Raw genomic sequence first — 24,849 nt, forward strand, 5'->3', positions numbered from 1 at the left:
TTCTTAAGTATATCATCAACAAATTATCTTGTCAATAACTTTTTAAAAGTTATTTTCGATTCGATTTAACAAAATCAATTTGCCGACCAAATTATTATCGCACCTTTCAAAAGAAATGTCAATAATAATTTTACTTAATTTTGCGTTGCTCAATTACAACAACTTTAACATCTTACCACGTTCAAACATATGCGTCAACATCTTTTTGAACCAAATATTTTAAAAGTTGATTGCTCAATCGGCGACCTTTTTAGTATACCACGTTAAGAAAAAATAACAAGGCATTTCTTCAAAATAATTTATCTACTTGAATATTTATTTGGAATTATCCTTAATTCCTAAAATAGTTCGCATTTTTAGCACTGCATTACAAAAAAAGAAGCCAAGAATATCATTCTTTAGCTTCCTTCCAAGTTATTTTCCCTCAGCGATATCCTCTAAGGCACTTTTGACCCATCCGTCAATTCTGCTTGCAATCGGCGCAAAACCTTCATGAACGTGACGATTCGTCCAATATTTTTTATGCGACGAATGTGTTGTCGGGACTTCAAAATCAAAAGGCTTCTCTAAGCATCGCATTGACAGCGAAATCTTCTGGGTGTACTCGTCAATATCAATGATCATGACTTTAACACGCTGACCGACCTTGAGATAGCTACGGATATCATCGATAAAGCCATGCCTGCACTCTGAAATGTGAATCAGGCCTTGCGTCTTATCATCCAATGCGACGAATGCACCGTATGGCTGAATGCCCGTGACTTTGCCATCAAGGACCATCCCAATACGATAATTCACACGCATTTCCTCTATTCTTCACTCTCGACGCTGACAATTACGACATCATCTTTCGGCTTGTCTCCAAACGTCGTTTCAACTGCTGCGATCTTGTCAACGACATCCATCCCTGAAATAACCTGTCCAAAAACAGTGTGTCGATGATCAAGCCAAGGAGTACCACCTTCTTTGTAAGCTTCGATGATTTCTTCGGGGTAGCCGGCTTCTTTCATTTGATCGAACATTTCGTCCGGAATGTTTTTAGCCTGGACGATAAAGAATTGACTTCCGTTAGTATTCGGACCGGCATTTGCCATTGAAAGGGCACCGCGAATATTGAATAATTCATTTGAAAACTCGTCTTCAAAACTCTTGCCATAAATGCTTTCGCCGCCCATGCCCGTACCGGTCGGATCTCCGCCTTGAATCATGAATCCGTTGATAACACGGTGAAATATTACGTTGTCATACTTTCCTTCCTTTGACAAACCGATGAAATTATCGACCGTCTTCGGAGCTTGTTCCTTGAACAAGGCCAGCTTGATATCGCCCATATTGGTCTTGATCGTTGCCTTGATTGTGGCGTTTTCTGCATCTAATTGCGGAAATGAACTCATCTTGAACCTCCTGTTTCTACTTTATAATATATACTCATTATTAAGTATAATGTCTGCTGTAATTATTATCAATAGACGTGGTGAACTTTCGCACCGATTAAAGCAGTGTTTAAAAAAACTTTAATTGATAATCAATTTATTTTCGCGTTAAATTATGCTACCCTAAAGCTAAGACTCAATTAATGAAAGGAAATACAAATGACTGAACAAGAGTATTATGATTTAACGATTATCGGGGGCGGTCCCGTCGGAATGTTTGCGGCAACCTACGCACGCATGCGCCTTGCCAAAACGCAGATTATCGAAAGTTTGGACTCACTCGGAGGACAGGTCAGCGCGCTTTTCCCATCAAAAAAAATCTATGACATCCCTGGATTCGAAGGAATCACCGGGGCAGAACTGATTGCGCGCTTGGAAAAGCAAACGATGGCTTTTTCTCCTGACGTTTTCTTGGGCGAAACTGTCAAAAATTTTGAAAAAAACGAGCTCGGCTTCAAAATCGAAACAACGAAACGCATCACTTACTCAAAGGCTATTATCATTGCGGCCGGAGTCGGTGCTTTCGAACCGCGCCGACTTGCAGCCAAGAATTCTTCTGATTTTGAAAACAAAAACGTTCATTATTTCGTTAAAGATCCGCAGAATTTTGTAAAAAAAGACGTTGCCATCGCAGGCGGCGGCGACTCTGCCGTTGACTGGGCCTTGGAACTCGAACACATTGCAAAGAGCGTGCATATCATTCACCGCCGCGATCAGTTCCGCGCAATGGAAGGAAACGTCGAGAAGCTTCGCCAAAGCTCGGTTTCAATTCATACTCCGTACACGGTTGACTCTCTTGACGAACTTGAAGACGGCAAGCTTGGTCTGACGCTCAAGAAAGCCAAATCAGACGAAGAAGAACAATTGGCAGTCGATGATCTGATCGTTAACTATGGTTTTGTTTCGGATACAAAAATTCTGGCGTCCTGGGGACTTGAAATGAATCGAAAAACTCTCGTTGTCGATCAAAATCAGCAGACTTCGATTCCTGGGGTGTATGCCATCGGTGACATCGCGTCTCGTCCCGGAAAAATCAACCTGATTGCTACCGGCTTTGGCGAAGCTCCAAACGCCGTCAACAACGCTTTGGTTCAGATTTATCCGGAAAAAAAGCAGCCGACGCACAGCACTCAACTGATTAAGAACTTTGAATCCCTTAATAATTAAAGTAAATTTATCGTAAACTTTTCACCAATATTCCCGATATTGCTTGCTTTAACGCCAAATTGTTTGTAAACTAATGTAAGCGTTCGGTAAATGCGGTATACTCTGCATTTATCAGCGTATATAATTCGTATATAGCACAAAGGAGAAAAAAGTGGCTTATTTAATAGATTTTGTTTTGCATATCGATTCGCATCTTGTAACCATCGTCAACACGTTTGGCAATTGGACGTACTTGATTTTGTTTGCCATCATCTTCATTGAAACTGGAGCCGTGATCATGCCTTTTCTTCCTGGCGACTCATTGCTTTTCGCCGCATGCGCAATGGCAGCAAACCCCAATTACAACCTTAATATCTGGTTTTTTGTAATTTTGTTTTTGCTTGCACCGTTTCTCGGTGATTCGCTCAATTTCTTCATCGGACACAAGGTCGGCAAATCATTGACAAAGAACTCGTTTTTCGGTCGTTTCATTAAAGAGGATCATTTGAAAAAAACGGAAGCATTCTTTGAAAAGCACGGCGGAATGGCCATCTCGATGGCACGCTTCATGCCAATCATTCGCACGATGTCACCGTTTGTTTTCGGTGGTTCCGGTGGAAAGTACAAGACTTTTCTGCCGTACTGCCTTGCCGGCGTAGCTGCTTGGGTTACGCTTTGCTGCGGGTCGGGATACTTCTTCGGGAATTTTCCTGTCGTCAAACAACACTTCTCGCTGATTATCATCGGAATTATCGTTGTTTCCTTGATTCCTGCCTTGATTGGCGCATTGAAGACAAAATTTGGCAAACATGATGATGCTGAAAACTAATCTTTAAATGACTGCATAATCTCCTAATCAAACATACGAGGTTATGAACATGAAATTTAAGTTGACGCCGCTCGAAAAAAAGTGGATTTTATATGATGTCGGAAACTCTGCATTTGCCATGCTGACCGCAACGATTCTGCCGATCTACTTCAATTATCTTGCCAAAAAAGCGGGACTTTCTTCAGTCGACTACTTGGCGTACTGGGGATATGCCGTTTCAATCTGCACGCTGCTCGTTGCAATTATGGGACCGATTTTGGGGGCCATTGCAGATGTCAAGGATCTGAAGAAAAAACTTTTTGAACTTTTTCTTTTGCTCGGAGTATTCGGTTGTGCGATGCTCGGTTTCGTTCCGTCATGGTTTTTCTTTTTGATTGTCTTTATTTTGACAAATACAGGGTATTCAGCCAGTCTGATTTTTTATGATGCCATGCTGACCGACGTGACTGAGCCCAAACGTATGGATACCGTTTCTTCTCAAGGATTTGCCTGGGGATACATCGGAAGCTGCGTCCCTTTTACGATTGGGCTCGCATTCGTTTTATTTTCTTCAAAATTAGGCATTTCGCTTCAGAAAGCCATGACGATTGCATTTGTCATCACTGCTTTTTGGTGGCTTTTAACGACGCTTCCGTTATTAAAAGCATATCAGCAGCGCTATTATGTCGAAAAAACGGAAAAAATGGTTTCCAGCAGCCTGAGGCGCTTGACAACAACGATTAAGAACGTTTGTAGCAATAAAAAAGTTTTTACGTTCCTTTTGGCATATTTTTTCTACATCGACGGAGTCTTTACGGTTATCGATATGGCAACCGCATATGGCCAGGCGATTGGTCTTGACAGCAGCAGTCTTTTGCTTGCGCTGCTCGTCACCCAGATTGTTGCATTCCCATCAGTGCTGCTTTTAAATGAATTGGCTAAAAAAATTTCTTCGACGACGATCATTACGATTTGTATCATCGCTTATCTTGGAATTTCTTTTTACGCCTATATAATGAAAACGCAGCTTGATTTTTGGATTTTGGCAATCGCCGTCGGAATGTTTCAGGGTACCATCCAGGCCCTTTCGCGTTCTTACTTTGGCAAAATCATCCCGGCTGAAAAATCAGGCGAGTATTTCGGCCTTTACGATATTTTTGGCAAAGGCGCCTCAATTCTCGGCACGATTATCGTTTCGCTCGTCAGCCAGTTGACCGGAAATCTCAACCTAAGCGTCAGCGCCCTTTCGAGCCTGTTTTTAATCGGCTTATTTCTGTTCAGAAAAGCAGTCAGACTCAATCAAAAAAATTCCGAGTGCGGTCAAACAACAAACGTCTGAGATGCAAAAAAGTCCTTGCCAAAACGGCAAGGGCTTTTTATCAATGTCTGATTTCCCATTTTCCGCGTCCTAAAAGAATTACTTGGAAAATGACGAACAATATTATGAATAAAATAAAACACGCCATGAAAAATTCAGCGGGCAACGCCAAAATAATCGGGTCAGTTTCCGGATCAAACATCCAATCGGAGTTTCTAAACAACATCTCATGAAATTTGACAAAAAAATCTTCAAAATCCGTCACCAAAAAAAGTCCAAGCGCAAACATAACGACGAAACACCATCTGATTGGATTAATCAAGCGCCACGTCTGTCTTTTTTTGACGAGCTTTCTGACATAAAATGTCGCAAAAGGAACCGTTAAAAGGCAAACCGCATAGTCAAACACGAATAATATTTTGCAATCGGCAAAGTGCTTCATCCCACTTTGAGACATCGGAATCGAAAGTTGCAAATGCTTGATCCACGGAAAGTTAAGGTAATTCAGAAGCGTACCGTATTCAGAAAGCAGCTGTTTTTTGGTCAATCCGACCTCTTGATACAAATGATAGCGATTGACAAAAAAAGCATACAATGGCCGAAAATTGATGGTGATTGCAACGCTCAGCGAAACGATTGCCAAAAGCAGCACTGCATTTTTCAGATGAAATTTTAACCTACTTTCCATTCATCCAAAGACCCCAATTCAATCGTCGGAGCAATCTCTTGCTTTCTGACGAGTTCGCGAGTTGAAACACCGGTATAGACCAGCATCGTATCAATTCCGAAGTTGATGCCTGCCTTGATGTCCGTCATATAGTTGTCGCCGACCATGACAACCTCATCTTTTGGAAGTCCCAAACGTTCAAGCGCCTTTTCCATGATGATCGTTTCCGGTTTTCCGATATATGTTGCTTTTTGCTGCGTCGAACATTCAACCAAAGCAATCACCGAACCTGCCCCGGGAACAAGACCACGTTCATTTGGCAAATTGGTATCGGCATTCGTACCGATAAACTTTGCCCCGCGCTTGATTGCAAGAGTTGCCAGCTCGAATTTATGATAGGTAACATCGTAATCAAGGCCGACGACGACATAATCAGGATTTGTTTCTTCAAAACGAAATCCCTTATCCAAAATAGCCTGCTTTAACCCCACTTCTCCGATTACGTAGACGCTGCGCTTATCCTTGTTAAGGTCAGCAATGTAATCAGCCGTTGCCAAAGCTGACGTATAGACGTTTTCTTCTTTCACGTGAATGTCAAAATTATTTGCAAGGTTTTCAACGACCTTGATTGGTGCCTGCGTGCTGTTGTTTGTAACGAACAAAAACGGGATGTCATGTTCTTGCAGGCGTTCGATGAATCGTTTTGCTGCAGGAATCTTCTCTTTGCCGCGATAAATCGTTCCGTCCAAATCAATCATGTAGCCAGCATACTTCTTCATTTCAAATCAACCTCTTAATTCTTAATCTTTCTGTCTGATCGTAAAATGGCGAATGCGCGAGTTTTTGCCCACGGTCTTTGCCTTCATTTTGTTTCTCTTGTCACTGTTGCGATTAGGTTTTCTGCTATGAACTTCATAGACTTTTTCCTCATAAACATTGTTTTGACGTTGCCGTTTGCGTTTGCGATGCTTTGAGCTGACACGATTCTTGCGCCGCTCCTCTTTGGGAACGGGGGTCGGTTTTTGAACGTCAAGATTATGCAAGACAAAATAGGCACAGCCAAAATTACAATTTTCATAGAGATAGTCCATCAAGCGATCAATGTTTTGCGATGGTGTCCCCTTTTTGCTTCCTGATTCGTAAAAACCACGCAGCCTGAGCTGATTGTATCCCCAATCTCCAACGATATAGTCATATTTGGTCAGAATTTGGCTGAAACGCTCTTTCAGCTTGTCTGTTCGAAAGCCGTCCCGATAGTTTTTGACCAAAACGTACGGATGTCCGTCTATCAGCATTTGCGTATCGCTTTGCATCACGATTTCGCTTGCGTATTCGGCTAATTTTTCAGCCTTCTTCATCAGCTGATCTTCACGTCGTTCGCGTTTGCTGCTGTTCAAAAAAATTCCTCCCGTTCCAAAATAGTATCACTTAATTATACCACACGAACACGCCTATCTCTTTCCGAAATCGTCTCTCTTTGCTTTAATCATCTTCAAAATCTCCGTTTCAGAAAAAGGCTGTCCAAATGGGCGTTCGCCCATAAGGTAATCTGCTTCAGGCGAGTCGATGCCAACGTTTAGGCATGTCGATAAGTTGACGGTGCTTCGGTGAATATGTCCGTGAAGATTTATGCGATTTCCTTTGTTTCCGACAATCAGCGGATAATGCGTCAAAAAAAACTACTTCTTGTCAAATTTCAAAATCAGACCAACATCATTGAACAGATACTTTTTGCGCTCGTTCTTCAATGTTGCGTTATGCTTTTCAAGATATTTGAACATTGCGCGCGAATCGTGATTTCCCTTGACGAAAACAATTTGACCATTCAGTCTCTTCAACAACTGGTCAACTTTTTCGTATGCTTTGGTTTTTCCGTCAACCAAAGCAATGTCGCCCAAATGATAAACCGTATCTTGATCACAAACGACTTCATTCCATGCGTCCATGATCTGCTCGTTCATTTCTTCAACGCACAAAAAATCTCTGTTTGAAAATATTCGATCGTGAATCAGGCTTTTGTGAAAAAAGTGCGTATCGGCAGTAAAATAGTTCATATACCCTCCGTCAAATCCAGTGCTCTGCATTTAAAAAAGGGCCTGAAATCTGCTTCCAGGCCCGAATAAAATCCTAATTTTTATTTTCCGGAATCACCGTAATTCTTAAGCACGCGCGCGCTTGGATCGTCAACGTCACAGTTTTCCCAATTCTTGTTTGGCATCCAGTAATCCTTGATCCAGGCTGCTTGGCCCGGATAGTATTCTTCGAAAATATCACGATAAAGCAACGATTCCTTCGTAAACGGCGCTTTATACGAATATTTCTTCTTTGCTTTTTCCAAGTCCTCATCAGAATACAACCCTTCGGCATATTCCTTCAAATCATCAACCATGCTGTGACCGACAGCATCACTGAAGGCGGCTTTTTCACGGAACAGGATTTCTTCAGGCAGATAGTCCTGACCGTCAAAAGCATGACGCAAAAGATATTTGCCTTTGCCATAAACGTTCATCTTTTTAGCCGGATCAATGCTCATCGCATATTGAACGAAATCGGTATCAGCAAACGGAACGCGGCCTTCAAGCGAATTTGATGAAATGCAGCGGTCAGCACGCAACACATCATACATGTAAAGTTCGCGAACACGCTTTTGAGACTCTTGCTGAAACTCTGCGGGAGACGGTGCAAAATCGGTATATTTGTAACCAAACATTTCATCAGAACATTCACCGGTCAAAATAACTTTCAAATCCGTGTTCTGATGGATGTACTCGCAAACGATGTACATCCCGAGCGAAGCACGAATCGTCGTAATGTCCCACGTTTCAAGTTTTCTTATGACCTCTTTCAGATGTCCCAAAACGTCTTCTCTCGTCATAATGACTTCCGTATGGTCAGTACCGAGGTAATCAGCAACTTCTTTGGCATACTTTAAATCAATCGGATTTCTGTCCATCCCGATTGCAAACGTTTTGATCGGCTTGTCCATGATTCTTTGCGCAATTGAACAAACAAGTGCCGAATCCAAGCCACCGGAAAGCAAAAAACCGATGGGAGCATCACTTTGCAAGCGTTTGTCGACGGCTTCAACCAACTTTTCGCGCAAGTTGACACCAATCAAATCCACATCATCCTCAACGTATTGCTTAACATCGCCCAAATCGTTGTAACGAACGATTTTTTCTCCGTCATAATAGCATCCCGGAGGAAACGGCTTGATATCGTGGCAAACCGGAAGAAGAGCCTTGGCAACTGAGGAAAAAGCAACCTTGCCCTTTTCAGTATAGCCGTAAAACATCGGACGAATTCCCATCGGATCTCGACCGGCAAGCATTTTGCCGGTGTTGCCATCCTTGATTGAAAAAGCAAATTCACCATCAAGCATCTTGCACATGATGTCCAAGCCATATTTTTGATACAAAGGCAACAGCACTTCGCAGTCGCTGTGACTTTGACATTCATAGTCATCTGCCAGATTTTCTTTCAAGGCAGGATAATTGTAGATTTCGCCATTGCAAACCAGTGTGCAATTATTATTATTAAATGGCTGCATCCCCTTTTCTGATAAATCCATAATAGACAATCGATTGAAGCCAAAGACCGCTCCGTTTGCTTCTTGCGTTCTGGTCATGTCAGGACCACGATCGTCTAATTCATGTAAAGCTTTTTCAAAGATCGCCATTGGGTATTCACTGGAATCAATGCTCAAAAAACCACACATAATTAACTTCCTCCTTCTTGAAAAAATATCTTTATTCGCTAACTATGAATCAATTTTAACAGTTAGTGTTTTTATTTTACCACATTTTCTGTCATTATTGAATGACTAATTAAATTTGGATTAAAAATTCACAGAAAATACTCAAAAAAACATTTCCTGTCTTTGCTCGACATTATTCTTTCAACTCTAATCAAAAAGAGGTTGAAAAAAAGTCCAGTTTCCATCTTCAATTAACTGAAATGTCTAACGGGAAAAAGCGCAAGTCGACTGATTTTGTCCTGCATTTTTCAATTTTGATACATGTATTTTGCCAAATGAAACAGAATTTTTTGCTTATTTCCGTCATTACAGCAAATTATCCTATATATACAAAAGTCCGGATGATTTGTAATTGATTGCAAATCATCCAGGGCTTTTATTCGAGACATAGTTCTTCCCAGCCACATGACAAAAAATATTTTATTTGCCTTGAACCGTCAGATGATGATGTTTCCTGATCAAAATCAGTACGACAAACCAGGAAATCGATGCACCCAAAGCAATCAGCGTTGTTTTTTCAAGACACATAACAACGCACACAAAAGCCAAGAATGCCAAAACCAGATAATCAGACAACGGATAAAACGGCATCTTAAAGTTCGCTTCGGAAGATTTTTTTGTCTCTTTCAAACTCTTTTTGTATTTTAAGTGCGCAACGACAATTGCTCCCCAAATGAACAAGAAACATGTTGTCGCAGCGCTTGAGATAAATTGGAAAAGTGCTGTATTCGGAACCACGAAATTTGCCAAAACAGCAATCGCAATTACCAAAGTTGAAAACTTGATCGCATTTGCCGGCACTTGTCTTCTCGAAAGAGTGCTCATCTTTTTTTCAAATTTTGAGCTTCCCTTATACGTCAATGAAAACATCATCCGTCCCGTACTGAAAATTGAACTGTTGCACGCCGATGCAGCTGCCGTCAAAACGACAAAATTGATAATGCCTGCCGCCGCTGCAATTCCGACGTTTTCAAACACTTGCACGAACGGACTTTGAGAAATCGTAATCGACTTCCACGGATAAATCGACATCAAAGCAAGCAAAGATCCAACATAGAAAATGATGATTCTGAGCGGAATCTCATTGATTGCCTTGGGGATGATTTTTTTAGGATTCTCTGTCTCAGAGGCAGTCACGCCAATCATTTCAATCCCGATAAATCCAAACGTAACCATCTGAAACGACATGATGAACCCTTTGATTCCCTTTGGAAAAATCCCCGCCGTAATCAACCAGGTTAGTCAGTGAAGCATGTCCTTGCGGCGTCTTAAAACCAATTGCCACTAATACTATTCCGACCAAAATCAGCGCAACGATTGCAACGATTTTAATCAGTGCAAACCAAAATTCCGTCTCACCGAACAAAGCAACGGTAATCAGGTTCGCAAAAAGCAGCACCACCAGGATAATGAATCCAGGGAGCCACTGCGGAACGCTCGGAAACCAGTATTTGACATACAGCCCGCTTGCAGTAACGTCCGCCATCGCAATCGTTACCCAACAGATCCAATAAGTCCATCCGGTGACAAAGCCAACGTCTTCGCCAAGATAGCGAGCAATAAAATCAATAAACGAGTGCGTACTTAGATCCGAAAGAAGCAATTCTCCCATCGCACGCATCAACAAAAAGCAGATCACTCCCGTAATCAGATATGCCAAAACAATCGAAGGACCTGCCGAGTGAATCGACTTACCGGATCCAAGAAAAAGTCCGGTTCCAATCGTTCCACCCAACGCAATCAGCTGAACGTGACGCGATTTCAATCCACGTGAGTATTTGTCTTTTTCAGCCATTATTAATTCTCCAATCAAAAACTGAATAATACATCTATTCAGTATAGAGCAATTTTTGGTTTTAGTAAAATTCAACTTACTCACTTATTGATGAACATAATTCACGCTAGAGCTTTCTCAGAAATTCTTTTCTTTCCAAACAGCAACCTCAGCCATGAATTTTTCAAAATTCTTCGTGTCTTTGACGAGCGGAAATTCGCCTAACAAAACCGGATTTGCCTGCTTGCTTTTGGCACCCTTTTTTTGCAGAATCAAAAATAGCCTTCTCAGACTTTTTCGACGCAAACATCGCCCCTGGCAAATTAATCAAACTTTGCAGATAGCCATTTTTTTGAATAAACTTCAGCAAAGGAAGCGACTCTTTTGATTCAAACATGGAGGAAGGAATCAAAAACATCCCGATTCCTCCTTCTTTCAAATTGTCAAGTGCTTGTTCGATCAAAAGAAAATGGACGAATGAGTGACCTTCTTTTGCATGCGTTTCATACCCTTCGGCACGTTCGTCAAGCGGATACCAACCGACGGGCAGATCGCTTACGATCACGTCTGCCTGAGGAATCAAACTTTTATCCAAAGCGTCTTGATGATAAAGATTCAAATCAAGGTCGCAAAGCTGAGATTCAATGCTTGCGATTGTCAGCAGCGTGTCATCGTTGTCTATGCCGAACCCATGAATGTTTTTGAAGCCGTTATTTTTCAATGCATTGATAACGACTGCCGCCAAGTTTCCCGTCCCAATGCAAAGATCCAAAAAATTCGTTTCATCTTTTTTTTCGTAAACCTGCTGCAATAAATAAGCCGTTAAAAAGCCGATCGAATCAGGCGTCATCTGATGATTGGCCTGAATCTTTTCCTTGCGGTATGCCGTAAGCAGACTGAGCTGCAACAATAGTCTGCGATCTTCCGTGCTGATTTCATCCAAATGAACGGCACGATAAATCTCAGCTAATTTTGAAGCAGTTTTTTCATCAGGAATGCCGTCTTCGACATGGACTTTTCCGTCATTCAGAAGATTGTCAAAATTTTCAATCAAAGCATCCAAGCAATCGTCTTGCAGTTTTGCTTGCAGCAATTCGCAAGCTTCATTCATCAAATCATATTGTTTTTCGATATCAGCCAGTGCCAAAATTTATTCCCTCGTTCCTTCAAACATAGTTTCTCACTCGATACAGTTTAACTATTTGCAGTCCAAAATGCAACCAAAACTACTTTTTGAAGTTGGCAAAACGCGTTGGCACGCTAAATTGGTATGTCTTCTTGTCATTCAGTTCTACCGTAAGCTTTAAATAGTTTCGACTGACGGTTCCGGTATTGAAACGAAAAATCTGATTATGCTTTATCTCGTTTGCCAAAGCCATTTTAGCCATTGCTCTTGCTTCATAATAGCTTGCCTGCTCTTGATAATCATGAATGCGTTCCCGATAAATTGTTGTTTTGATGCAAAAAACGCTTGCTATCAAGACAAACAAGATCAGCGCGGTCGCAAAAAACGTTCCATCAATCCGTCGACTTTGTTTCATCAAAAAAATCCTTCCCGTCTTTTGAACATTTTGTCGGAAGCATCAGTACGTGTCTGAAAACATTTCCGTCTTTCATGGTCAAAGTAAGCACAGGCCACTTTCCCTTAGATGCATCCGTTTTGAAATTTTCAACATCATACATCAAGGGCATTTTGCCTGAAGATTCATCATAAGCCTCCATCACCAGCGCGCTTCTTAATGAATAACGTTCAAGATCATAGTACTTTTTTGTTTTAGAACTATAGTACATCACAGTCCATCTTTTCTGCGAATCCTGCAGCAGCAATTCCGTCAAATCAAGCTGACCCGAGTAAAGAACGTTCAAAACTCTGGAATACTGAAAGCGATTGGTCATCTTTTTTTCGTCCAATTGCAACTTGCAGGCTCGCATCACTCCGAATAACAAAACGACCCCAGAAAGAGTCACCAACAATGCCATCACTGTTTCAATCATCGTGAATGCCGTTTTTCTCTTCCAAAACAAGCATTTTGTTACCCGCTTTGATTTTTTTAAAATCACAATCATCCGCCTCTCCGCAATCGTAACGATACAAATAGCGCGATTCCAAGCGATTGCTTTGTTTAAGCAAAGAAAGCGCCGTTTGCATTTCTTCATATGCCCGATTTTCCTGCTTGATGCTTATCGACTGACAGTAGCAAAAAAGCCAAACGCACATTGCCGTAACGCTCAGTCCAAACAAGGCATCAATCATCAAAAATCCTTCTTTTTTCATCTATTTTTCTGCGAGACCTGTTTTTTCATCCGGAAACTGCTCGCCATCCCTTCCTCAATATTTAACCTGTTTCGTGAACTACTCGGCCATAAATGACCGAGCTTCTGGGAACACGAAGTAGTATTCAGGATGTTGCGCTGGTATTCCAGCCACCTGACTTACAGAACTTCGTTATTTTACCAAGGCCAGTCCCTGGCCAATGGCTTTTAACCCTTTGTGCAGGATGTTAACTGCCGCATTAACATCCCGGTCGTGGTGAATGCCGCACTTCGGACACGTCCATTCGCGGACTTCCAGCGGTTTTTTTCCGCTGCTAAAGCCACAGTTCGAACAGGTTTGACTGGTGTAGTCAGGCTTCACTACAACTAATTGTCTGCCGTACCAGGCGCACTTGTATTCCAGCATTGCGCGGAATTGATGCCAAATTGACCTGGCCATGTGGTGATTCTTCTGCAGATTCTTGGTTTTCAAATCTTCGATTACAATCACGTCATAGTTCCTGATCAAGTCAGTTGTCAGCTTATGAAGGTAGTCTCTGCGCTTATTGGCAATCCGTTTCTGGCAGCGGGCTTTATTGACCCTTGCACGCTGCCAGTTGGAATAACCATCAAGCTCTTCCAGATGATCAAAGCGGTTATGATTCCACTTCCACACCTGGCATTGAGCAAGGTAACGACGTCTGGCATACTTACGTTGCCACCTAACGGCTTGTTTTTCCAGCCATTCTGCGTTAAAGGTACCGTACTTGACACCGTCAGAACTAATCACCAGATCGGCGAGGCCCATGTCCAGTCCGACCGACTGATGAGTCTCAGGCAGCTGATTAACCTCAGTTTCAACCTGCAATGACAGATAGTAACGGCCTGTCGGTTCATAGCTGACGGTGTAACGCTTGATTTTAGCATCACCGACAAGACCTGTCCTGCTTGTACGAATGCCGCCCAGTTTGGGCAATTGCATTCTTCGCCGGGCGAGCACCTTACAGGTCGAACGTCCTGTATAGGACTGGCGTAAGGAGTGCCGGTTCTTGAAATGCGGATAACCGCCCCGATGCCTGAACAGCATTTTGAACGCCTGAGCGAGATTGTGGTTCACCACCAGGAAACTGGTGGAATCACTTTCCCTGAGAAAAGCATACTCGCACTTGAGCTGTTTCAGAAGATAGTTCATGCCATACTCATTGACGAAAAGACTGTTTGGATTGTTCTGATAGCGTTCCTTAGCCATTCCCAGCATCTGATTCCAGACAAAACGGTCGTTGCCGAACATTTGCCATAACTGTTCCCGCTGGGATTGATTGGGGTACAATCGCAGCTTAATCCCCTTAATGACTTTGTTCATTTCAAGTTCACCACTTTTCGACGCTGGTCATCAATGTACTTGGCAACAGCCTGTTCATTAACTGTGCCGATGCTTTCAACATAGTAACTCGGTGACCACAGATGACGATCCTGCTTCTTCCGGTGACTGGTTTGCAATTCCGGACATTTCCTGAACAATTGCCATGCTGAAATTTCCTTCAGCCAGCGCATAATATTCGTTACCGACAATTCAGGCAGTGCGCTCACCAATAAGTGAATGTGGTCATCTTTTCCAATCTCCATGTGAGCAATCGTAAAGCCGTATTTTGAAGCAATTTCATATAAGGTTCGCTTCACTGTTTCGACGTGTCCTTTCAGCAATTTATTGCGATACTTAATTCCCCAAATGAGATGATAATTAAGATTGTAAACCGATGTTCTACCATACGTAAGTCTGTTTATATCAATCATTACAACACATATGTTCGTATTCGTGTGTCATAAGGACAAAAAAACAGGCAATTCATCACGTCCTTAAAAGAACGTGTTTCCTTGCACACTTTCAAAAATTACCGACAAATTTTGCGTCAATTTTTGCTTCTCACGGGCGTAATTCGGTATTGTGCGCCAAACCCCAACTGAAGCGTCAACCGATATGAAGTTTTGGTCAAGCTGGAAGAAAAACGCACGGTTGCCGGCGTAAGCGAACCTTTGTCAGAAATGCCGCACACTACGTTTTTTGGTTCGTCAAATCTAATTGTTTCAGGTAATTTCACGATTACCCGCTGTGATTTTGACATTTGACCGCATGAAAATACGATTCGTTGCGGCTCATCAACCATAAAGCTGATTTGACCTGGAGTTCCTTTGACGGAAGCTTTCATTGCCACATAAGAAAAGCCGTTCTTTAATTCTTCATAAAAAATTTTCTCCTGATGCCGTTCAACAGTCTGCTTTTGAGGAAAAATTCCGATTGCAATGACCATTGCCGCAATCAAAAGCACCAAACATGATTCAATTAAAGTAAAACCGGCTTTTTTCATTTGCTTTCGCTTTTTCCGTAGGTTTCCGGCTCTAAATGCTTAGCCTGCATTTTTTCAGCCTGCTTTTCTGTCAAATATTTATCATTTTCAAGCATTTTAACGTTGACTGTTTCAATTGCGACGTTCTTGTCGTCGGCATAAAGCTGAGCCTGCGAATTAAGCTCGGTCTGAAGTGCTTCGGTATTGACCTTGTCGGCATGCGTTCTTTGCTTTGAAAGATTAGGAACAATCAGCAAAATCAATAAACTTATGATAAAAAGTACTATTGCCATTTCAACTAACGTAAATGCAGATTTATTTTTGCTCTGATTTTTTTTAAACATTAATACATTCCCCCTAAACTGGAATACAACGGCAAAAGCATCGACAAATAACATCCAACAATAATGAGCGCGATCACAAGAAATAAAACCGGCTGAACAAGCGATATCAGACCATCAATCTGGCGAACCAGTTTCTTATAAGCAGCTTCAGAATAGACCAAAAGATTTGTGCTGATCTCATCTTTGGTTTCCCCGGAAGCAAAAAAAGCGCTCAATTCCTTTGGCATGAACGGATAGGAAGAAACAATCTCATTCAGTGATTTGCCCTGATTCAAGAACAGATCAATCTGTTCTCCCAACTGATAAAGCAGCGTTTTTTCTTCAAACTGTCGCAACAAGTCGCAAATTTCTCTGAAATCAAGACCGCTTTGAAAAAACATCCCTAAATTAAATGAGAGATAATAGTAGCAATATTGTCGATAAATTTTGCCAATCAAAGGCAATTCGCAATACCAATGGTGTCTTGTCAAAGCCTTTTGTCTGCTCCACCAATAGAATGCCTTGGACAAATATGCGATCAAAAGCAAAATCAGCGCCAAAATCCCACATTTCAAAAAAATTTGCCAATCAAAAACCGTCTCGTTTCCTCCGGATGCTTCAAATCGCTTTAATTCGGGCATCAAAAACAACTTCATGCACGCAAAAATTGCCGCTAAGAAGACGAACAAAATTATCGGATAAACCAAAATCCCTCGCAGACGCGCTTGTTGTTCTACCCGGCGTTCAAGGCATGCCCCAAGCTGCCTGATGCTTTTTTCAACATTCCCGTGTTTTTCAGCGATTGCCAACTGAAAATATGCCGAAACGTCAATCTGATCTTTCAAAGCCTCTGACAATGCAGAACCTTCAGCAAGTTTTGCTTCAACAAGACCGATATCATCATTTCTTTTTTCAGCCATCATGCTGAGACATTTCAGGCACTGCTGCATTGAAAATCCTGAAGACAGCATATCTCCCAAAAATCTGAAGAAAGCTGCCTGCTCTTTTGATCGCCAACGTTTAGCCTTGTAAAAACATGCTGGCCGTTTCCTCTGCGATCTCACCATTTTTGACACAGATTCCAAGTCGTTCCCCCCATTCTTTAGTCATTTGCCGATTTTTGCCTGAATTTTCGCGAATGCTTTCTTCAAGCTCATCAATATCCAAAAAATCAAATAGTACGCTTGAGCCGCCGTTTTTCCTCGGAATCAGACGCTGATAGCTGGCCAAGCGCATTGTCTGTTCCAATTCTTCCGGACTGATTCCAAGATTTATCATTCGTTGCCAAATGCCGTAAACGCTCGTCGCATGCACGGTACTCAACACGAGATGCCCGCTTAATGCGGCGTTGACAGCTGTTTTGGCAGTCAGTTCGTCCCTGATTTCGCCAATGATGAAAACATCCGGATGATGTCTCAAGGCAACTTTCAGCAAGTCATAATAAGACATCTTGGCTTTTTCGTTAACCTGAACCTGTAAAAAACGCGGTTCGGCAATTTCAACCGGATCTTCAATGCACATGATTTGCTTGTCGGTCATTTTTCTTGCAAGCTCATACATGGTCGTCGTCTTTCCGCTGCCCATCGGACCGGACAATAAAATCAACCCTCTTTTCTGACACGCCGAAAACAGTCTGTCCCATTGATCGATATAAAAGCATTTTTTTGTTTTCTGCAATTCCTCTTGATAAATCAAACGCACGACCAGCGATTCTCTATTTAAAAAATCACCCACCGTTGATAATCGACAATAAACCGGCTGACCATTATGTTCAAGCTCCCAAGATCCGAGCTGAGGCCTTCTTTGTTCAGCAAGCGACATGTCGGCTCTGTATTTCAAAAATCCAATCCATTGACTCGCCCGTTCAAGATCAAATTCGTCATAAGCTTCAAACCTGCCGGCAACGCAAAACTTGACGATATAACTGTTTTTTTGTGGCAAAAAGCTGACATCGCTGGCCTTTTTATCCATTGCATCCGTTAAAATCTTATGAAGCACGCTGTCCATGTTCTTTCCCTCCTTCCTAATAAATAAAGACGCAAATCATCCTTAAAATTTTGCAAAAAACAGAAGCCGGGAAAAATTATGCTTCAAATTGAAAAACCGGATGATTTGTAATCAATCGCAAATCTAATCCGGTTTTTTTGTGCATGCATGACAATCGCTTGCTTATGATGGGAATAACCCGAAACAAAACGTGTCGGTAATTTTGACTGATGGCTCGGCAGGCTGATTGAGCAGGCGCTGTATTTAGCAAAATCACTGCCTTTTACGGACACATCAATGAAAATTATCCTCTGTCCGTAAATATGGATGAAATTTTGACTGAATTGGTTACGCAGTGTCACCTTTGAAAAGATAGTTTTTTACGCGTAAAAATTAAAAAATACCGAACAAAGTCAGTCGCACATCGACCGTCTTCGTTCGGTATTTCATTTAATTCAGGCAAGAAACGGGACTTTTTTCCTGGACTCCTGATTGCTGATTATTTCAAAGCATCTTCAACTGCTTTTTTTGTCGGAATCGACGGAATCGCACCCAGTTTTTGAACGGCTAACGATGAAGCTCTGCTTGCAAAAACGATTGCCTCTTCAATATTTGAAAAGTCCTTCTTAAGTTGCGAAGAAAGTGCCCCGAGGAACGTGTCACCTGCGGCAGTCGTATCGATTGCACGAACTTTAAATGCCGGGACGAATCCTTCTTTTTCACCGACTCGATAAAATGCGCCCTTCGATCCCAACGTGATAATCACGTTTTTTGCGCCCAGTTCTTGAAGCTTGACGGCAGCTTCGTGCTGCGAAGCCGGATTATCCACGTGAACGCCGGTCAAAATTTCAGCCTCGGTTTCGTTTGGAGTAATCAAGTCAGTATGCTGCAAAAGCTCTTGCGGAACCTGTTTAGCCGGAGCGGGATTAAGAATCGTCACGACTCCGGATTCTTTAGCAATCTCGAATGCTTTGGCAGCAGGCAAAATCGGCGTTTCGAACTGAGTCACCAAAAAATCTGCCGAACAGATGACTTCACGCGCATTTTCAATATCTTCGTCAGAAATTGTCTGGTTTGCACCTCCATAAATCAAGATGCTGTTCTCACCTGAATCTTGCAGCAAGATGAAGGCCTGCCCGGTTCCTTCGCTTGAAGTTTCGACGTATTCAGTTGAAACGTTGCTTTCGTTCAGCAGCCCAAGCATCATTTTCCCGTTTTCATCGTCTCCGATTTTGCCGATAAATGCAGTGGATGCTCCGCAACGTGCAGCGGCAATCGCCTGATTTGCGCCCTTTCCTCCACCAGCATTATTTTTGTCAGACATCGGCATCGTTTCACCGGGCTTAGGCAAGCGAGCAATTCTCAATATCGTGTCGACATTCAGACTTCCCAAAACCGTAACGTTATTCACCATCTTAATTCCTCCGTTAATGTTAAAACCTTTTACTAGCATATAACATTTTGCGTTATTTGGCAAAGCAGCATTCACGGATCTAAACGCTGCTTTAAACAAAAAAGCCGAGGAAATCCTCGACTTTTTATTATTTTTATTAATTAGTCTTCATCCGGGAATTCGGCAGAAGTGAAGACTTCAGAAACGTCGTCTTCATCTTCAAGACGATCGATCAGACGTTGAAGCTGTTCAACCTTGTCTGCCGGAACCGGTACCGTATTTTGCGGAACCATCGTAATTTCAGCCGTATCAAGATCATATTTGTTTTGAAGTTCGTTGCGAACGTCTTCAAAGGCTTGAGGATCCGTATAGATTTCAAAGACTTCTTCTGAAGCTTGAAGATCATCGGCACCGGCATTGAGAGCATCTTCGAGCATTGAATCTTCGTCGACGTCAAGGTCTTCGCGATCAATCGCGATGTATCCCTTGCGATCAAACATGAACGCAACGGAGCCTGTTTCGCCAAGATTTCCGCCGTTGCGGTTGAAATCTGCACGAACTGCAGAAGCTGTACGGTTGCGATTGTCCGTCAAAGCGTGTACCAAAATGGCAACCCCTGCAGGACCATATCCTTCATAAGTAATTTCTTCGTAGTTTGCGCCGTTTGCACCAGTTGCCTTGTCCAAAGCACGCTTGATATTGTCTTTTGGCATATTGGCGGCACGGGCCTTATCCATAACTAAGCGCAATTGCGGATTAGCGTCTGGGTCAGGACCGCCACTCTTTGCCGCCATGTATATGTCTCGTGATAACTTTTGGAAAATCTTTCCACGTTTTGCATCTTGGGCGTTTTTACGGCCTTGGATGTTATGCCATTTTGAATGTCCTGACATTTGTAATACCTCTTTCCGAATATATTAAATGGTGCCTATGCACCAAAGTAATCTTACCAAATCATCATCATTGGCGCAACTCAATTCTCTTTTCTTTTGACCCGTAAATAGATGAGCTCACATAAAATGCAGAGCAGAATGCCGCATAAAGCCCCGGTTCCGTCAAGCATCACGTCTTGAAAAAGCGGTGTTCTGTCACCGGTAATCATTTGATGAAATTCATCGGTTGCCGCATATCCAAGGGAAGCCAACACGCACAAAAATGCTGCCAACCACTTTACGTTCATGCGATCTTTGATTCCCAGATAAAGAAAACTTCCTAAAAGAAAGTACGTTCCGAAATGTGCTCCTTTTCTGATGAAAAATTCAAGAAACTTATAATAGCCGACTGCTTGAATGCTGATTTCAGAACCGGAATAATCGAGCGAAAAACGTTCCAAAAAAGTTTCAAAAGGCTTTCCCGTCAAATACTTCTCTAAAAACGGCACGGAAGTCTGCTGATGATAAGTCATTGATGATGAAATGAACAAAATCAGCATCATGACGAATGCAAGAATGATGAACGCGTCTTGTTTTTGCACTTTAATTTTCATTACTTTCACCGTTCAAAAACAAGACTGGAAAAATTTCCAGTCTTGAACTCTTTGCTCAATCACTTCGTTGATGCGCGTTTGATGAAGCCGTAAGGAAGCTCGACAGTCTTTTGTGCTCCTTCTTCTTCTTCGTTGTTCATCATCTTCGTCAACAGACGCATGGAAACGGCACCGATATCATAAAGCGGCTGCGTAATCGATGAAAGCTGCGGACGAACGATTTCCGTAAGCTTGGAGTTGTTGCTCGTAACGACTTCAAATTCTTCAGGAACTTTGACGCCGGCATCTTTTGCACCGTTCAAAACGCCGCAGGCAAGTTCATCGTCGCCGACAAAAGCAGCCGTTACGTTTGCAGAAGAAAGCGCTGGCCACAAAACTTCACCGGAACGATAGCTGCTGTCAGTTTCAAAAACAAGCTCTTCGTCAAATTCGATGCCGTTTGACTTCAAAACGTTCTTGTACCCTTTGAGACGATACTCACCGTTAATCGGTTCGTCAAGCGGACCCGAAATAAATGCGATTCGCTTGTTGCCGTGATTTACGAGATCGTTGACAGCCTCTTCGACTGCAGCAACGTAGTCGATATGAACGCTTTCGACTTCTTCTTTCGGATCGACCGAACCAGCCAAAACGATCGGTGTCTTTGAGCGCGCAAACTGCGTGCGGAGTTCATCAGTCAAATTATTGCCCATGAAGATGATGCCGTCGACTTGTTTTGCAAGCAAAGTATTGAGCATTTGAATCTCTTTTTGTTCATTGCCGTCAGAATTGGCAAGAATAATATTGTACTTGTACATTGCAGCAACGTCATCGATGCCTCGTGCAAGAGAAGAGAAATAAACGTTCGTCACGTCCGGAATAATCACGCCGACCGTCGTCGTCTTCTTGCTTGCCAAACCGCGTGCAACGGCATTGGGACGATAATCCAAACGATCGATTACTTCAAGAACTTTTTTGCGAGTTGCAGGCTTGACGTTGGGATTTCCGTTAACGACACGTGACACTGTTGCCATCGAAACGGCTGCTTCGCGAGCAACATCATAAATTGTAATTGTTTGCTTTTCCATGGTGAACCCTTTCCTTAAATATATTTTCATATATGTTTTCAGTCTAACGATATTTAATTTAACAGAGTTTTGTTATAATTGCAAGCGTTTCAAAGATGTTTTTCATAAGTTTTCATTATATTTTCACCTGGTTTTTCTGAAATCGTCCATACGCTGTTTCAAACTGACCGTTTAAAAAAGCACTGTATTTTTCTGAAAAAATCCGCGCAAAAAGTCCGTGCTTGATGCTTTGAAGAAAGCCAGCTGTGCTATAATTAGGTTGTTTATATTTAAATTTTAAGGGAGAGATTTTATGTCACACATCACAACTGTTCAAAATTGGTTGGCACAAAACAACTATGACATCGCTTATGTCAGCGACTGGAAGAACGTTGAATATTTTTCGGGCTTTTCAAGCGACCCGATTGAACGTGTTTTGGCGCTGTTTATTTTCCCGGATAAAGATCCGTTTATCTTTGCTCCGGCACTTGAAGTCGGATCAGTTAAGAAAGCCGGTTGGAAGTACCCGGTTTACGGCTACCTGGATCATGAAGATCCGTTCGCCCTTATTAAAGGACACATCGAAGACCTCGGCAAGAATCCGAAGAAATGGGCAATTGAAAAGAGCAATCTGACCGTTGCGCGCTATGAAGCAATCAAGACGCAATTTAATGAAGCAGAATTCGTCGGTGACCTTTCTCCGTTGATCGAACGCGAAAAACTTATCAAGACGCCTGACGAAATCAAAAAGCTGCACGTTGCCGGAGACTGGGCCGACAAAGCATTTGAAGCCGGTTTTGCCGCACTTTCGACCAAACGAACGGAACAACAGGTCGTTGCCGAAATCGAATATGCGATGATGAAAGCAGGCATCATGCATATGAGTTTTGATACGATCGTTCAAAGCGGTGCAAATGCTGCCGACCCTCACGGAGCTCCGTTAAAAGATCTGATCAAGCCAAACGAGCTTTGCCTCTTTGACCTTGGCGTCGTTTCTGAAGGCTATATGTCAGATGCTTCAAGAACCGTTGCCTTTGGCAAAATCGATGATCGTTCGAAAGAAATTTATGACGTCTGCTTAGAAGCTCAGCTTGCCGCACAAGATGCCGCTAAACCGGGCATTACTGCTGCCGAATTGGACAAAGTCGCACGCGACGTCATCGACAAAGCCGGCTACGGTCAGTACTTCATTCACCGCTTAGGACACGGCATCGGACAAAGCGACCACGAATTCCCGTCAATCATGGAAGGAAATGATCTCGTCCTGGAGCCTGGGATGTGCTTCTCAATCGAACCCGGAATTTACGTTCCCGGATTTTCGGGCGTCCGCATCGAAGACTGCGTTCACATTACGGACACCGGTTGCGATCCGTTTACGCATACGTCAAAAGAACTGCGCGTCATTGAACTTGACTAGTCAAAAAGAGCTTGGGAAAAAAGTCCCGTTTTCATCTTGAAGAAGAACATGACAGCTGTTCTTCGAGTATGATTTCTCCAACGGTTCGGTTGAAGGAATAAACCGCAGAATCAAGAGTCTGAAACGCAGTTGCTTTGGATTCAGGTATCTTGATAACTTCAGAAAACGCATTGCGCTGATCAGAAGCTGACGCTGGAAGTGTTTTTGAGACAGCCTCTCTGAATACACTTCCTCCAACCGTAGTTTCCGGCGGGTAAGCATTGTGATGTCAACCGCAACCGGGAAAAGTCGTGGAGCGCGCGACAGAGACAAGGTGTTGAACCGAGCGCTTAGCCCGCGAGCACCAGGCCTGCTAAAACGCCAGCAGGCGAGCCTGCCAAGTGAGAGTACCTGGGCGGAACGGGCTGCGAGGTGAAACCCAGTTAGGTCGCAGCGCGTTCGAGCTTTGCGAATCAACGGCAGGAATTCATACATGAATCCACGCTAGCGGAAACGCAGGCGGTGTTGATACGTAACTGTACCAATTTGAAAAAACACAGAAGAAACCGACGGGAACAAAAAAGCTCCACTCCATTTCTGAAGTGAAGTTTTCGAGGTCATCAACACCATTTTGACAAAGACCCAAAAACCCGGCTGATTTGCAGTTAATTGCAAATCAGCCGGGTTTTAAATTTGAGGCAGGGTTTTTCCAGTCTCTTTTTTAATCTTTTTTGTGCGGATAAAAAGTTATCGTCGCATTTTCATCGCCGGCTTTTTTAGCCTCGCCAAATGCAGAGTCCGTATTGCCGTTGATGACGATATCGTCGTTCCAGTCGTCTTCCGGCTCGTCATATCCGATTTCAACGTCTTCTGTTTCAACGTCGGCCAAATCTTTCAAATTTTTGCCGGTTTCTTCAAGATGATCTTTCAGATCTTTCGTGGCCCTTTTCAATGATTCAAGCGCATCATCGACCGACTTGTTGTCGCTTGCGTACTTTTTGGTCTTTTCGATGATTCGATCCTTCAAACCGCCAAAATCATTTTCTTTAATGAATTCGCGCGCATAGCAGTCATACTTGAGGGCCTTGTCGCGCCCGTCCAAAATGATCTCATCGACTTTCATTGCAATCTTTTCGCGCTGTTCTTCAGTCAGTTTTTTGGAAACCATGAAACAAGCGCCTGCAACCGCACCGAGTCCAAGCAGCATTTTTTTACCCATATGAATCGCTCCTATTCTGAATTAATCTTTGTTGAGGTGACGAGAAACAAAGCCTAACACCGTTTTGCCCATTTTAAATGCAGAGGCTACTTTGCCGGCACCAGATGCCGATTCAGAAATTTTTTCCGCAGTTTTTCTCGTGGCCTGATTAAGATCAGCGATGCTTTCGCTTAGTTCAGCCGCAGTTTGGAAAAGCGGATCAAGTTTCTTGGACTTTGAATTTACATCTTCCATCAACGTGTTAGTCTTATCCATAATTCTGTCAACGTTGTTGGCAAGCTTGTCAACGTCCTGCGTCAAAAGTTCAACGGTTTTATTCATTTCTTTTACGGTCTGAACCAAGTGCGCCAGCACGCGACACATGAAGACAACTAAAACGGCAAATGCAATTGCGGCAATCAAACCCGCTATTTGCCCAAATGTAATCGCCATCACAAACCCTCCTTAACATTTCTTATGTCTTTAGAATATCATTCATTGGTCAAAACTTCAATTTATT

At 42.7% G+C, this 24,849-nt stretch carries 26 protein-coding genes and 3 pseudogenes; 5 read left to right on the plus strand and 24 right to left on the minus strand.

The window, feature by feature from the left end:
- Window positions 1-414: 414 nt before the first annotated feature.
- Window positions 415-804 (minus strand): CvfD/Ygs/GSP13 family RNA-binding post-transcriptional regulator, encoded by a 390-nt coding sequence (locus tag LRC_RS07615; protein WP_041820054.1) that lies wholly within the window; start codon window positions 802-804, stop codon window positions 415-417.
- A gap of 5 nt (window positions 805-809) precedes the next feature.
- Window positions 810-1,394: a peptidylprolyl isomerase gene (locus LRC_RS07620; RefSeq protein ID WP_014073854.1), complete on the minus strand. Its 585-nt coding sequence runs from the start codon at window positions 1,392-1,394 to the stop codon at window positions 810-812.
- 198 nt (window positions 1,395-1,592) lie between these two features.
- Here LRC_RS07620 and LRC_RS07625 point away from each other — a divergent pair, with 198 nt between their 5' ends.
- The 3 genes from LRC_RS07625 to LRC_RS07635 all read left to right on the plus strand — a co-directional run bounded on the left by LRC_RS07625 (window position 1,593) and on the right by LRC_RS07635 (window position 4,726).
- Window positions 1,593-2,600 (plus strand): NAD(P)/FAD-dependent oxidoreductase, encoded by a 1,008-nt coding sequence (locus LRC_RS07625; protein ID WP_014073855.1) that lies wholly within the window; start codon window positions 1,593-1,595, stop codon window positions 2,598-2,600.
- A gap of 151 nt (window positions 2,601-2,751) precedes the next feature.
- Entirely contained in the window at window positions 2,752-3,408 is a 657-nt protein-coding gene (locus LRC_RS07630; RefSeq protein ID WP_014073856.1) for a VTT domain-containing protein, read from the plus strand.
- Window positions 3,409-3,457: 49 nt separating this feature from the next.
- Window positions 3,458-4,726 (plus strand): MFS transporter, encoded by a 1,269-nt coding sequence (locus LRC_RS07635; protein WP_014073857.1) that lies wholly within the window; start codon window positions 3,458-3,460, stop codon window positions 4,724-4,726.
- Window positions 4,727-4,766: 40 nt separating this feature from the next.
- Here LRC_RS07635 and LRC_RS07640 read toward each other — a convergent pair whose 3' ends face one another.
- The 20 genes and pseudogenes from LRC_RS07640 to ccpA form a co-directional block, all read right to left on the minus strand.
- Window positions 4,767-5,393, minus strand: a complete 627-nt coding sequence (locus tag LRC_RS07640; RefSeq protein WP_014073858.1) for a TIGR01906 family membrane protein — start codon at window positions 5,391-5,393, stop codon at window positions 4,767-4,769.
- A complete protein-coding gene (locus tag LRC_RS07645; RefSeq protein WP_014073859.1) occupies window positions 5,378-6,151 on the minus strand; it encodes a TIGR01457 family HAD-type hydrolase in 774 nt (257 codons plus the stop codon). Before LRC_RS07645 ends, LRC_RS07640 begins: the two co-directional genes overlap by 16 nt.
- A gap of 21 nt (window positions 6,152-6,172) precedes the next feature.
- Window positions 6,173-6,769 carry a YutD family protein gene (locus LRC_RS07650; protein ID WP_014073860.1) on the minus strand — a complete coding sequence of 199 codons (597 nt, stop codon included), beginning with the start codon at window positions 6,767-6,769 and terminating at the stop codon, window positions 6,173-6,175.
- A 54-nt stretch (window positions 6,770-6,823) separates the two neighbouring features.
- Window positions 6,824-7,426: pseudogene (locus LRC_RS07655) on the minus strand (metallophosphoesterase).
- An 80-nt stretch (window positions 7,427-7,506) separates the two neighbouring features.
- Entirely contained in the window at window positions 7,507-9,090 is a 1,584-nt protein-coding gene (asnB, locus tag LRC_RS07660; RefSeq protein ID WP_014073861.1) for an asparagine synthase B, read from the minus strand.
- 459 nt (window positions 9,091-9,549) lie between these two features.
- A pseudogene (locus LRC_RS07665) lies at window positions 9,550-10,924 on the minus strand (amino acid permease).
- Between the two features lie 163 nt (window positions 10,925-11,087).
- The gene (locus LRC_RS07670) at window positions 11,088-12,050 is read right to left on the minus strand and encodes a class I SAM-dependent methyltransferase (protein ID WP_258414281.1); all 963 of its coding nucleotides are present in this window, start codon (window positions 12,048-12,050) and stop codon (window positions 11,088-11,090) included.
- 79 nt (window positions 12,051-12,129) lie between these two features.
- Window positions 12,130-12,444, minus strand: a complete 315-nt coding sequence (locus LRC_RS07675) for a CobD/CbiB family protein (protein ID WP_014073862.1) — start codon at window positions 12,442-12,444, stop codon at window positions 12,130-12,132.
- Entirely contained in the window at window positions 12,422-12,928 is a 507-nt protein-coding gene (locus LRC_RS07680) for a hypothetical protein (RefSeq protein ID WP_241480607.1), read from the minus strand. The genes LRC_RS07675 and LRC_RS07680 overlap by 23 nt, the downstream gene beginning before the upstream one ends.
- The gene (locus tag LRC_RS07685; protein ID WP_014073864.1) at window positions 12,891-13,178 is read right to left on the minus strand and encodes a hypothetical protein; all 288 of its coding nucleotides are present in this window, start codon (window positions 13,176-13,178) and stop codon (window positions 12,891-12,893) included. Before LRC_RS07685 ends, LRC_RS07680 begins: the two co-directional genes overlap by 38 nt.
- A gap of 171 nt (window positions 13,179-13,349) precedes the next feature.
- On the minus strand, window positions 13,350-14,519 hold the full coding sequence (locus LRC_RS07690) for an RNA-guided endonuclease TnpB family protein (RefSeq protein WP_014073865.1): 1,170 nt from the start codon (window positions 14,517-14,519) through the stop codon (window positions 13,350-13,352).
- Complete coding sequence (gene tnpA, locus LRC_RS07695; protein WP_014073866.1) at window positions 14,516-14,950, minus strand: IS200/IS605 family transposase; 435 nt, start codon at window positions 14,948-14,950, stop codon at window positions 14,516-14,518. The genes LRC_RS07690 and tnpA overlap by 4 nt, the downstream gene beginning before the upstream one ends.
- Before the next feature lie 116 nt (window positions 14,951-15,066).
- Window positions 15,067-15,522: a type II secretion system protein gene (locus LRC_RS07700; RefSeq protein WP_003691643.1), complete on the minus strand. Its 456-nt coding sequence runs from the start codon at window positions 15,520-15,522 to the stop codon at window positions 15,067-15,069.
- A complete protein-coding gene (locus tag LRC_RS07705) occupies window positions 15,519-15,845 on the minus strand; it encodes a prepilin-type N-terminal cleavage/methylation domain-containing protein (RefSeq protein ID WP_014073867.1) in 327 nt (108 codons plus the stop codon). The genes LRC_RS07700 and LRC_RS07705 overlap by 4 nt, the downstream gene beginning before the upstream one ends.
- Window positions 15,845-16,891: a competence type IV pilus assembly protein ComGB gene (comGB, locus tag LRC_RS07710; protein WP_046921969.1), complete on the minus strand. Its 1,047-nt coding sequence runs from the start codon at window positions 16,889-16,891 to the stop codon at window positions 15,845-15,847. The genes LRC_RS07705 and comGB overlap by 1 nt, the downstream gene beginning before the upstream one ends.
- Window positions 16,845-17,831, minus strand: coding sequence for a competence type IV pilus ATPase ComGA (gene comGA, locus LRC_RS07715; protein WP_014073869.1), 987 nt, complete (start codon window positions 17,829-17,831; stop codon window positions 16,845-16,847). Before comGA ends, comGB begins: the two co-directional genes overlap by 47 nt.
- A gap of 478 nt (window positions 17,832-18,309) precedes the next feature.
- Window positions 18,310-19,224 carry a ribokinase gene (gene rbsK, locus LRC_RS07720; RefSeq protein WP_014073871.1) on the minus strand — a complete coding sequence of 305 codons (915 nt, stop codon included), beginning with the start codon at window positions 19,222-19,224 and terminating at the stop codon, window positions 18,310-18,312.
- Between the two features lie 140 nt (window positions 19,225-19,364).
- On the minus strand, window positions 19,365-20,096 hold the full coding sequence (locus LRC_RS07725; protein ID WP_014073872.1) for a YebC/PmpR family DNA-binding transcriptional regulator: 732 nt from the start codon (window positions 20,094-20,096) through the stop codon (window positions 19,365-19,367).
- 80 nt (window positions 20,097-20,176) lie between these two features.
- Window positions 20,177-20,689, minus strand: a complete 513-nt coding sequence (locus LRC_RS07730; RefSeq protein ID WP_014073873.1) for a VanZ family protein — start codon at window positions 20,687-20,689, stop codon at window positions 20,177-20,179.
- A gap of 59 nt (window positions 20,690-20,748) precedes the next feature.
- Window positions 20,749-21,756: a catabolite control protein A gene (ccpA, locus tag LRC_RS07735; RefSeq protein ID WP_014073874.1), complete on the minus strand. Its 1,008-nt coding sequence runs from the start codon at window positions 21,754-21,756 to the stop codon at window positions 20,749-20,751.
- A 292-nt stretch (window positions 21,757-22,048) separates the two neighbouring features.
- Between ccpA and LRC_RS07740 the strand changes: the two genes are divergently transcribed.
- Window positions 22,049-23,152, plus strand: a complete 1,104-nt coding sequence (locus LRC_RS07740; RefSeq protein WP_014073875.1) for a M24 family metallopeptidase — start codon at window positions 22,049-22,051, stop codon at window positions 23,150-23,152.
- 73 nt (window positions 23,153-23,225) lie between these two features.
- A pseudogene (locus tag LRC_RS12015) lies at window positions 23,226-23,342 on the plus strand (transposase); the annotation flags it as partial.
- Window positions 23,343-23,852: 510 nt separating this feature from the next.
- Here LRC_RS12015 and LRC_RS07750 read toward each other — a convergent pair.
- On the minus strand, window positions 23,853-24,350 hold the full coding sequence (locus tag LRC_RS07750; RefSeq protein WP_014073877.1) for a hypothetical protein: 498 nt from the start codon (window positions 24,348-24,350) through the stop codon (window positions 23,853-23,855).
- 21 nt (window positions 24,351-24,371) lie between these two features.
- A complete protein-coding gene (locus LRC_RS07755) occupies window positions 24,372-24,782 on the minus strand; it encodes a DUF948 domain-containing protein (protein ID WP_014073878.1) in 411 nt (136 codons plus the stop codon).
- Between the last annotated feature and the right edge of the window lie 67 nt (window positions 24,783-24,849).

The organism is Ligilactobacillus ruminis ATCC 27782 (genome assembly GCF_000224985.1).
GTDB lineage: Bacteria > Bacillota > Bacilli > Lactobacillales > Lactobacillaceae > Ligilactobacillus > Ligilactobacillus ruminis.

Coding starts and splice junctions, on each gene's coding strand:
- comGB (WP_046921969.1), bottom strand. CDS start 16,891: ATGGTGAGATCGCAGAGGAAACGGCCAGCATGTTTTTACAAGGCTAAA.
- LRC_RS07685 (WP_014073864.1), bottom strand. CDS start 13,178: ATGAAAAAAGAAGGATTTTTGATGATTGATGCCTTGTTTGGACTGAGC.
- LRC_RS07645 (WP_014073859.1), bottom strand. CDS start 6,151: ATGAAGAAGTATGCTGGCTACATGATTGATTTGGACGGAACGATTTAT.
- LRC_RS07740 (WP_014073875.1), top strand. CDS start 22,049: ATGTCACACATCACAACTGTTCAAAATTGGTTGGCACAAAACAACTAT.
- LRC_RS07725 (WP_014073872.1), bottom strand. CDS start 20,096: ATGTCAGGACATTCAAAATGGCATAACATCCAAGGCCGTAAAAACGCC.
- asnB (WP_014073861.1), bottom strand. CDS start 9,090: ATGTGTGGTTTTTTGAGCATTGATTCCAGTGAATACCCAATGGCGATC.
- LRC_RS07750 (WP_014073877.1), bottom strand. CDS start 24,350: ATGGGTAAAAAAATGCTGCTTGGACTCGGTGCGGTTGCAGGCGCTTGT.
- ccpA (WP_014073874.1), bottom strand. CDS start 21,756: ATGGAAAAGCAAACAATTACAATTTATGATGTTGCTCGCGAAGCAGCC.
- LRC_RS07615 (WP_041820054.1), bottom strand. CDS start 804: ATGCGTGTGAATTATCGTATTGGGATGGTCCTTGATGGCAAAGTCACG.
- LRC_RS07705 (WP_014073867.1), bottom strand. CDS start 15,845: ATGTTTAAAAAAAATCAGAGCAAAAATAAATCTGCATTTACGTTAGTT.
- LRC_RS07730 (WP_014073873.1), bottom strand. CDS start 20,689: ATGAAAATTAAAGTGCAAAAACAAGACGCGTTCATCATTCTTGCATTC.
- comGA (WP_014073869.1), bottom strand. CDS start 17,831: ATGGACAGCGTGCTTCATAAGATTTTAACGGATGCAATGGATAAAAAG.
- tnpA (WP_014073866.1), bottom strand. CDS start 14,950: ATGATTGATATAAACAGACTTACGTATGGTAGAACATCGGTTTACAAT.
- LRC_RS07620 (WP_014073854.1), bottom strand. CDS start 1,394: ATGAGTTCATTTCCGCAATTAGATGCAGAAAACGCCACAATCAAGGCA.
- LRC_RS07675 (WP_014073862.1), bottom strand. CDS start 12,444: ATGAAACAAAGTCGACGGATTGATGGAACGTTTTTTGCGACCGCGCTG.
- LRC_RS07755 (WP_014073878.1), bottom strand. CDS start 24,782: ATGGCGATTACATTTGGGCAAATAGCGGGTTTGATTGCCGCAATTGCA.
- LRC_RS07690 (WP_014073865.1), bottom strand. CDS start 14,519: ATGAACAAAGTCATTAAGGGGATTAAGCTGCGATTGTACCCCAATCAA.
- LRC_RS07625 (WP_014073855.1), top strand. CDS start 1,593: ATGACTGAACAAGAGTATTATGATTTAACGATTATCGGGGGCGGTCCC.
- rbsK (WP_014073871.1), bottom strand. CDS start 19,224: ATGGTGAATAACGTTACGGTTTTGGGAAGTCTGAATGTCGACACGATA.
- LRC_RS07635 (WP_014073857.1), top strand. CDS start 3,458: ATGAAATTTAAGTTGACGCCGCTCGAAAAAAAGTGGATTTTATATGAT.
- LRC_RS07700 (WP_003691643.1), bottom strand. CDS start 15,522: ATGAAAAAAGCCGGTTTTACTTTAATTGAATCATGTTTGGTGCTTTTG.
- LRC_RS07640 (WP_014073858.1), bottom strand. CDS start 5,393: ATGGAAAGTAGGTTAAAATTTCATCTGAAAAATGCAGTGCTGCTTTTG.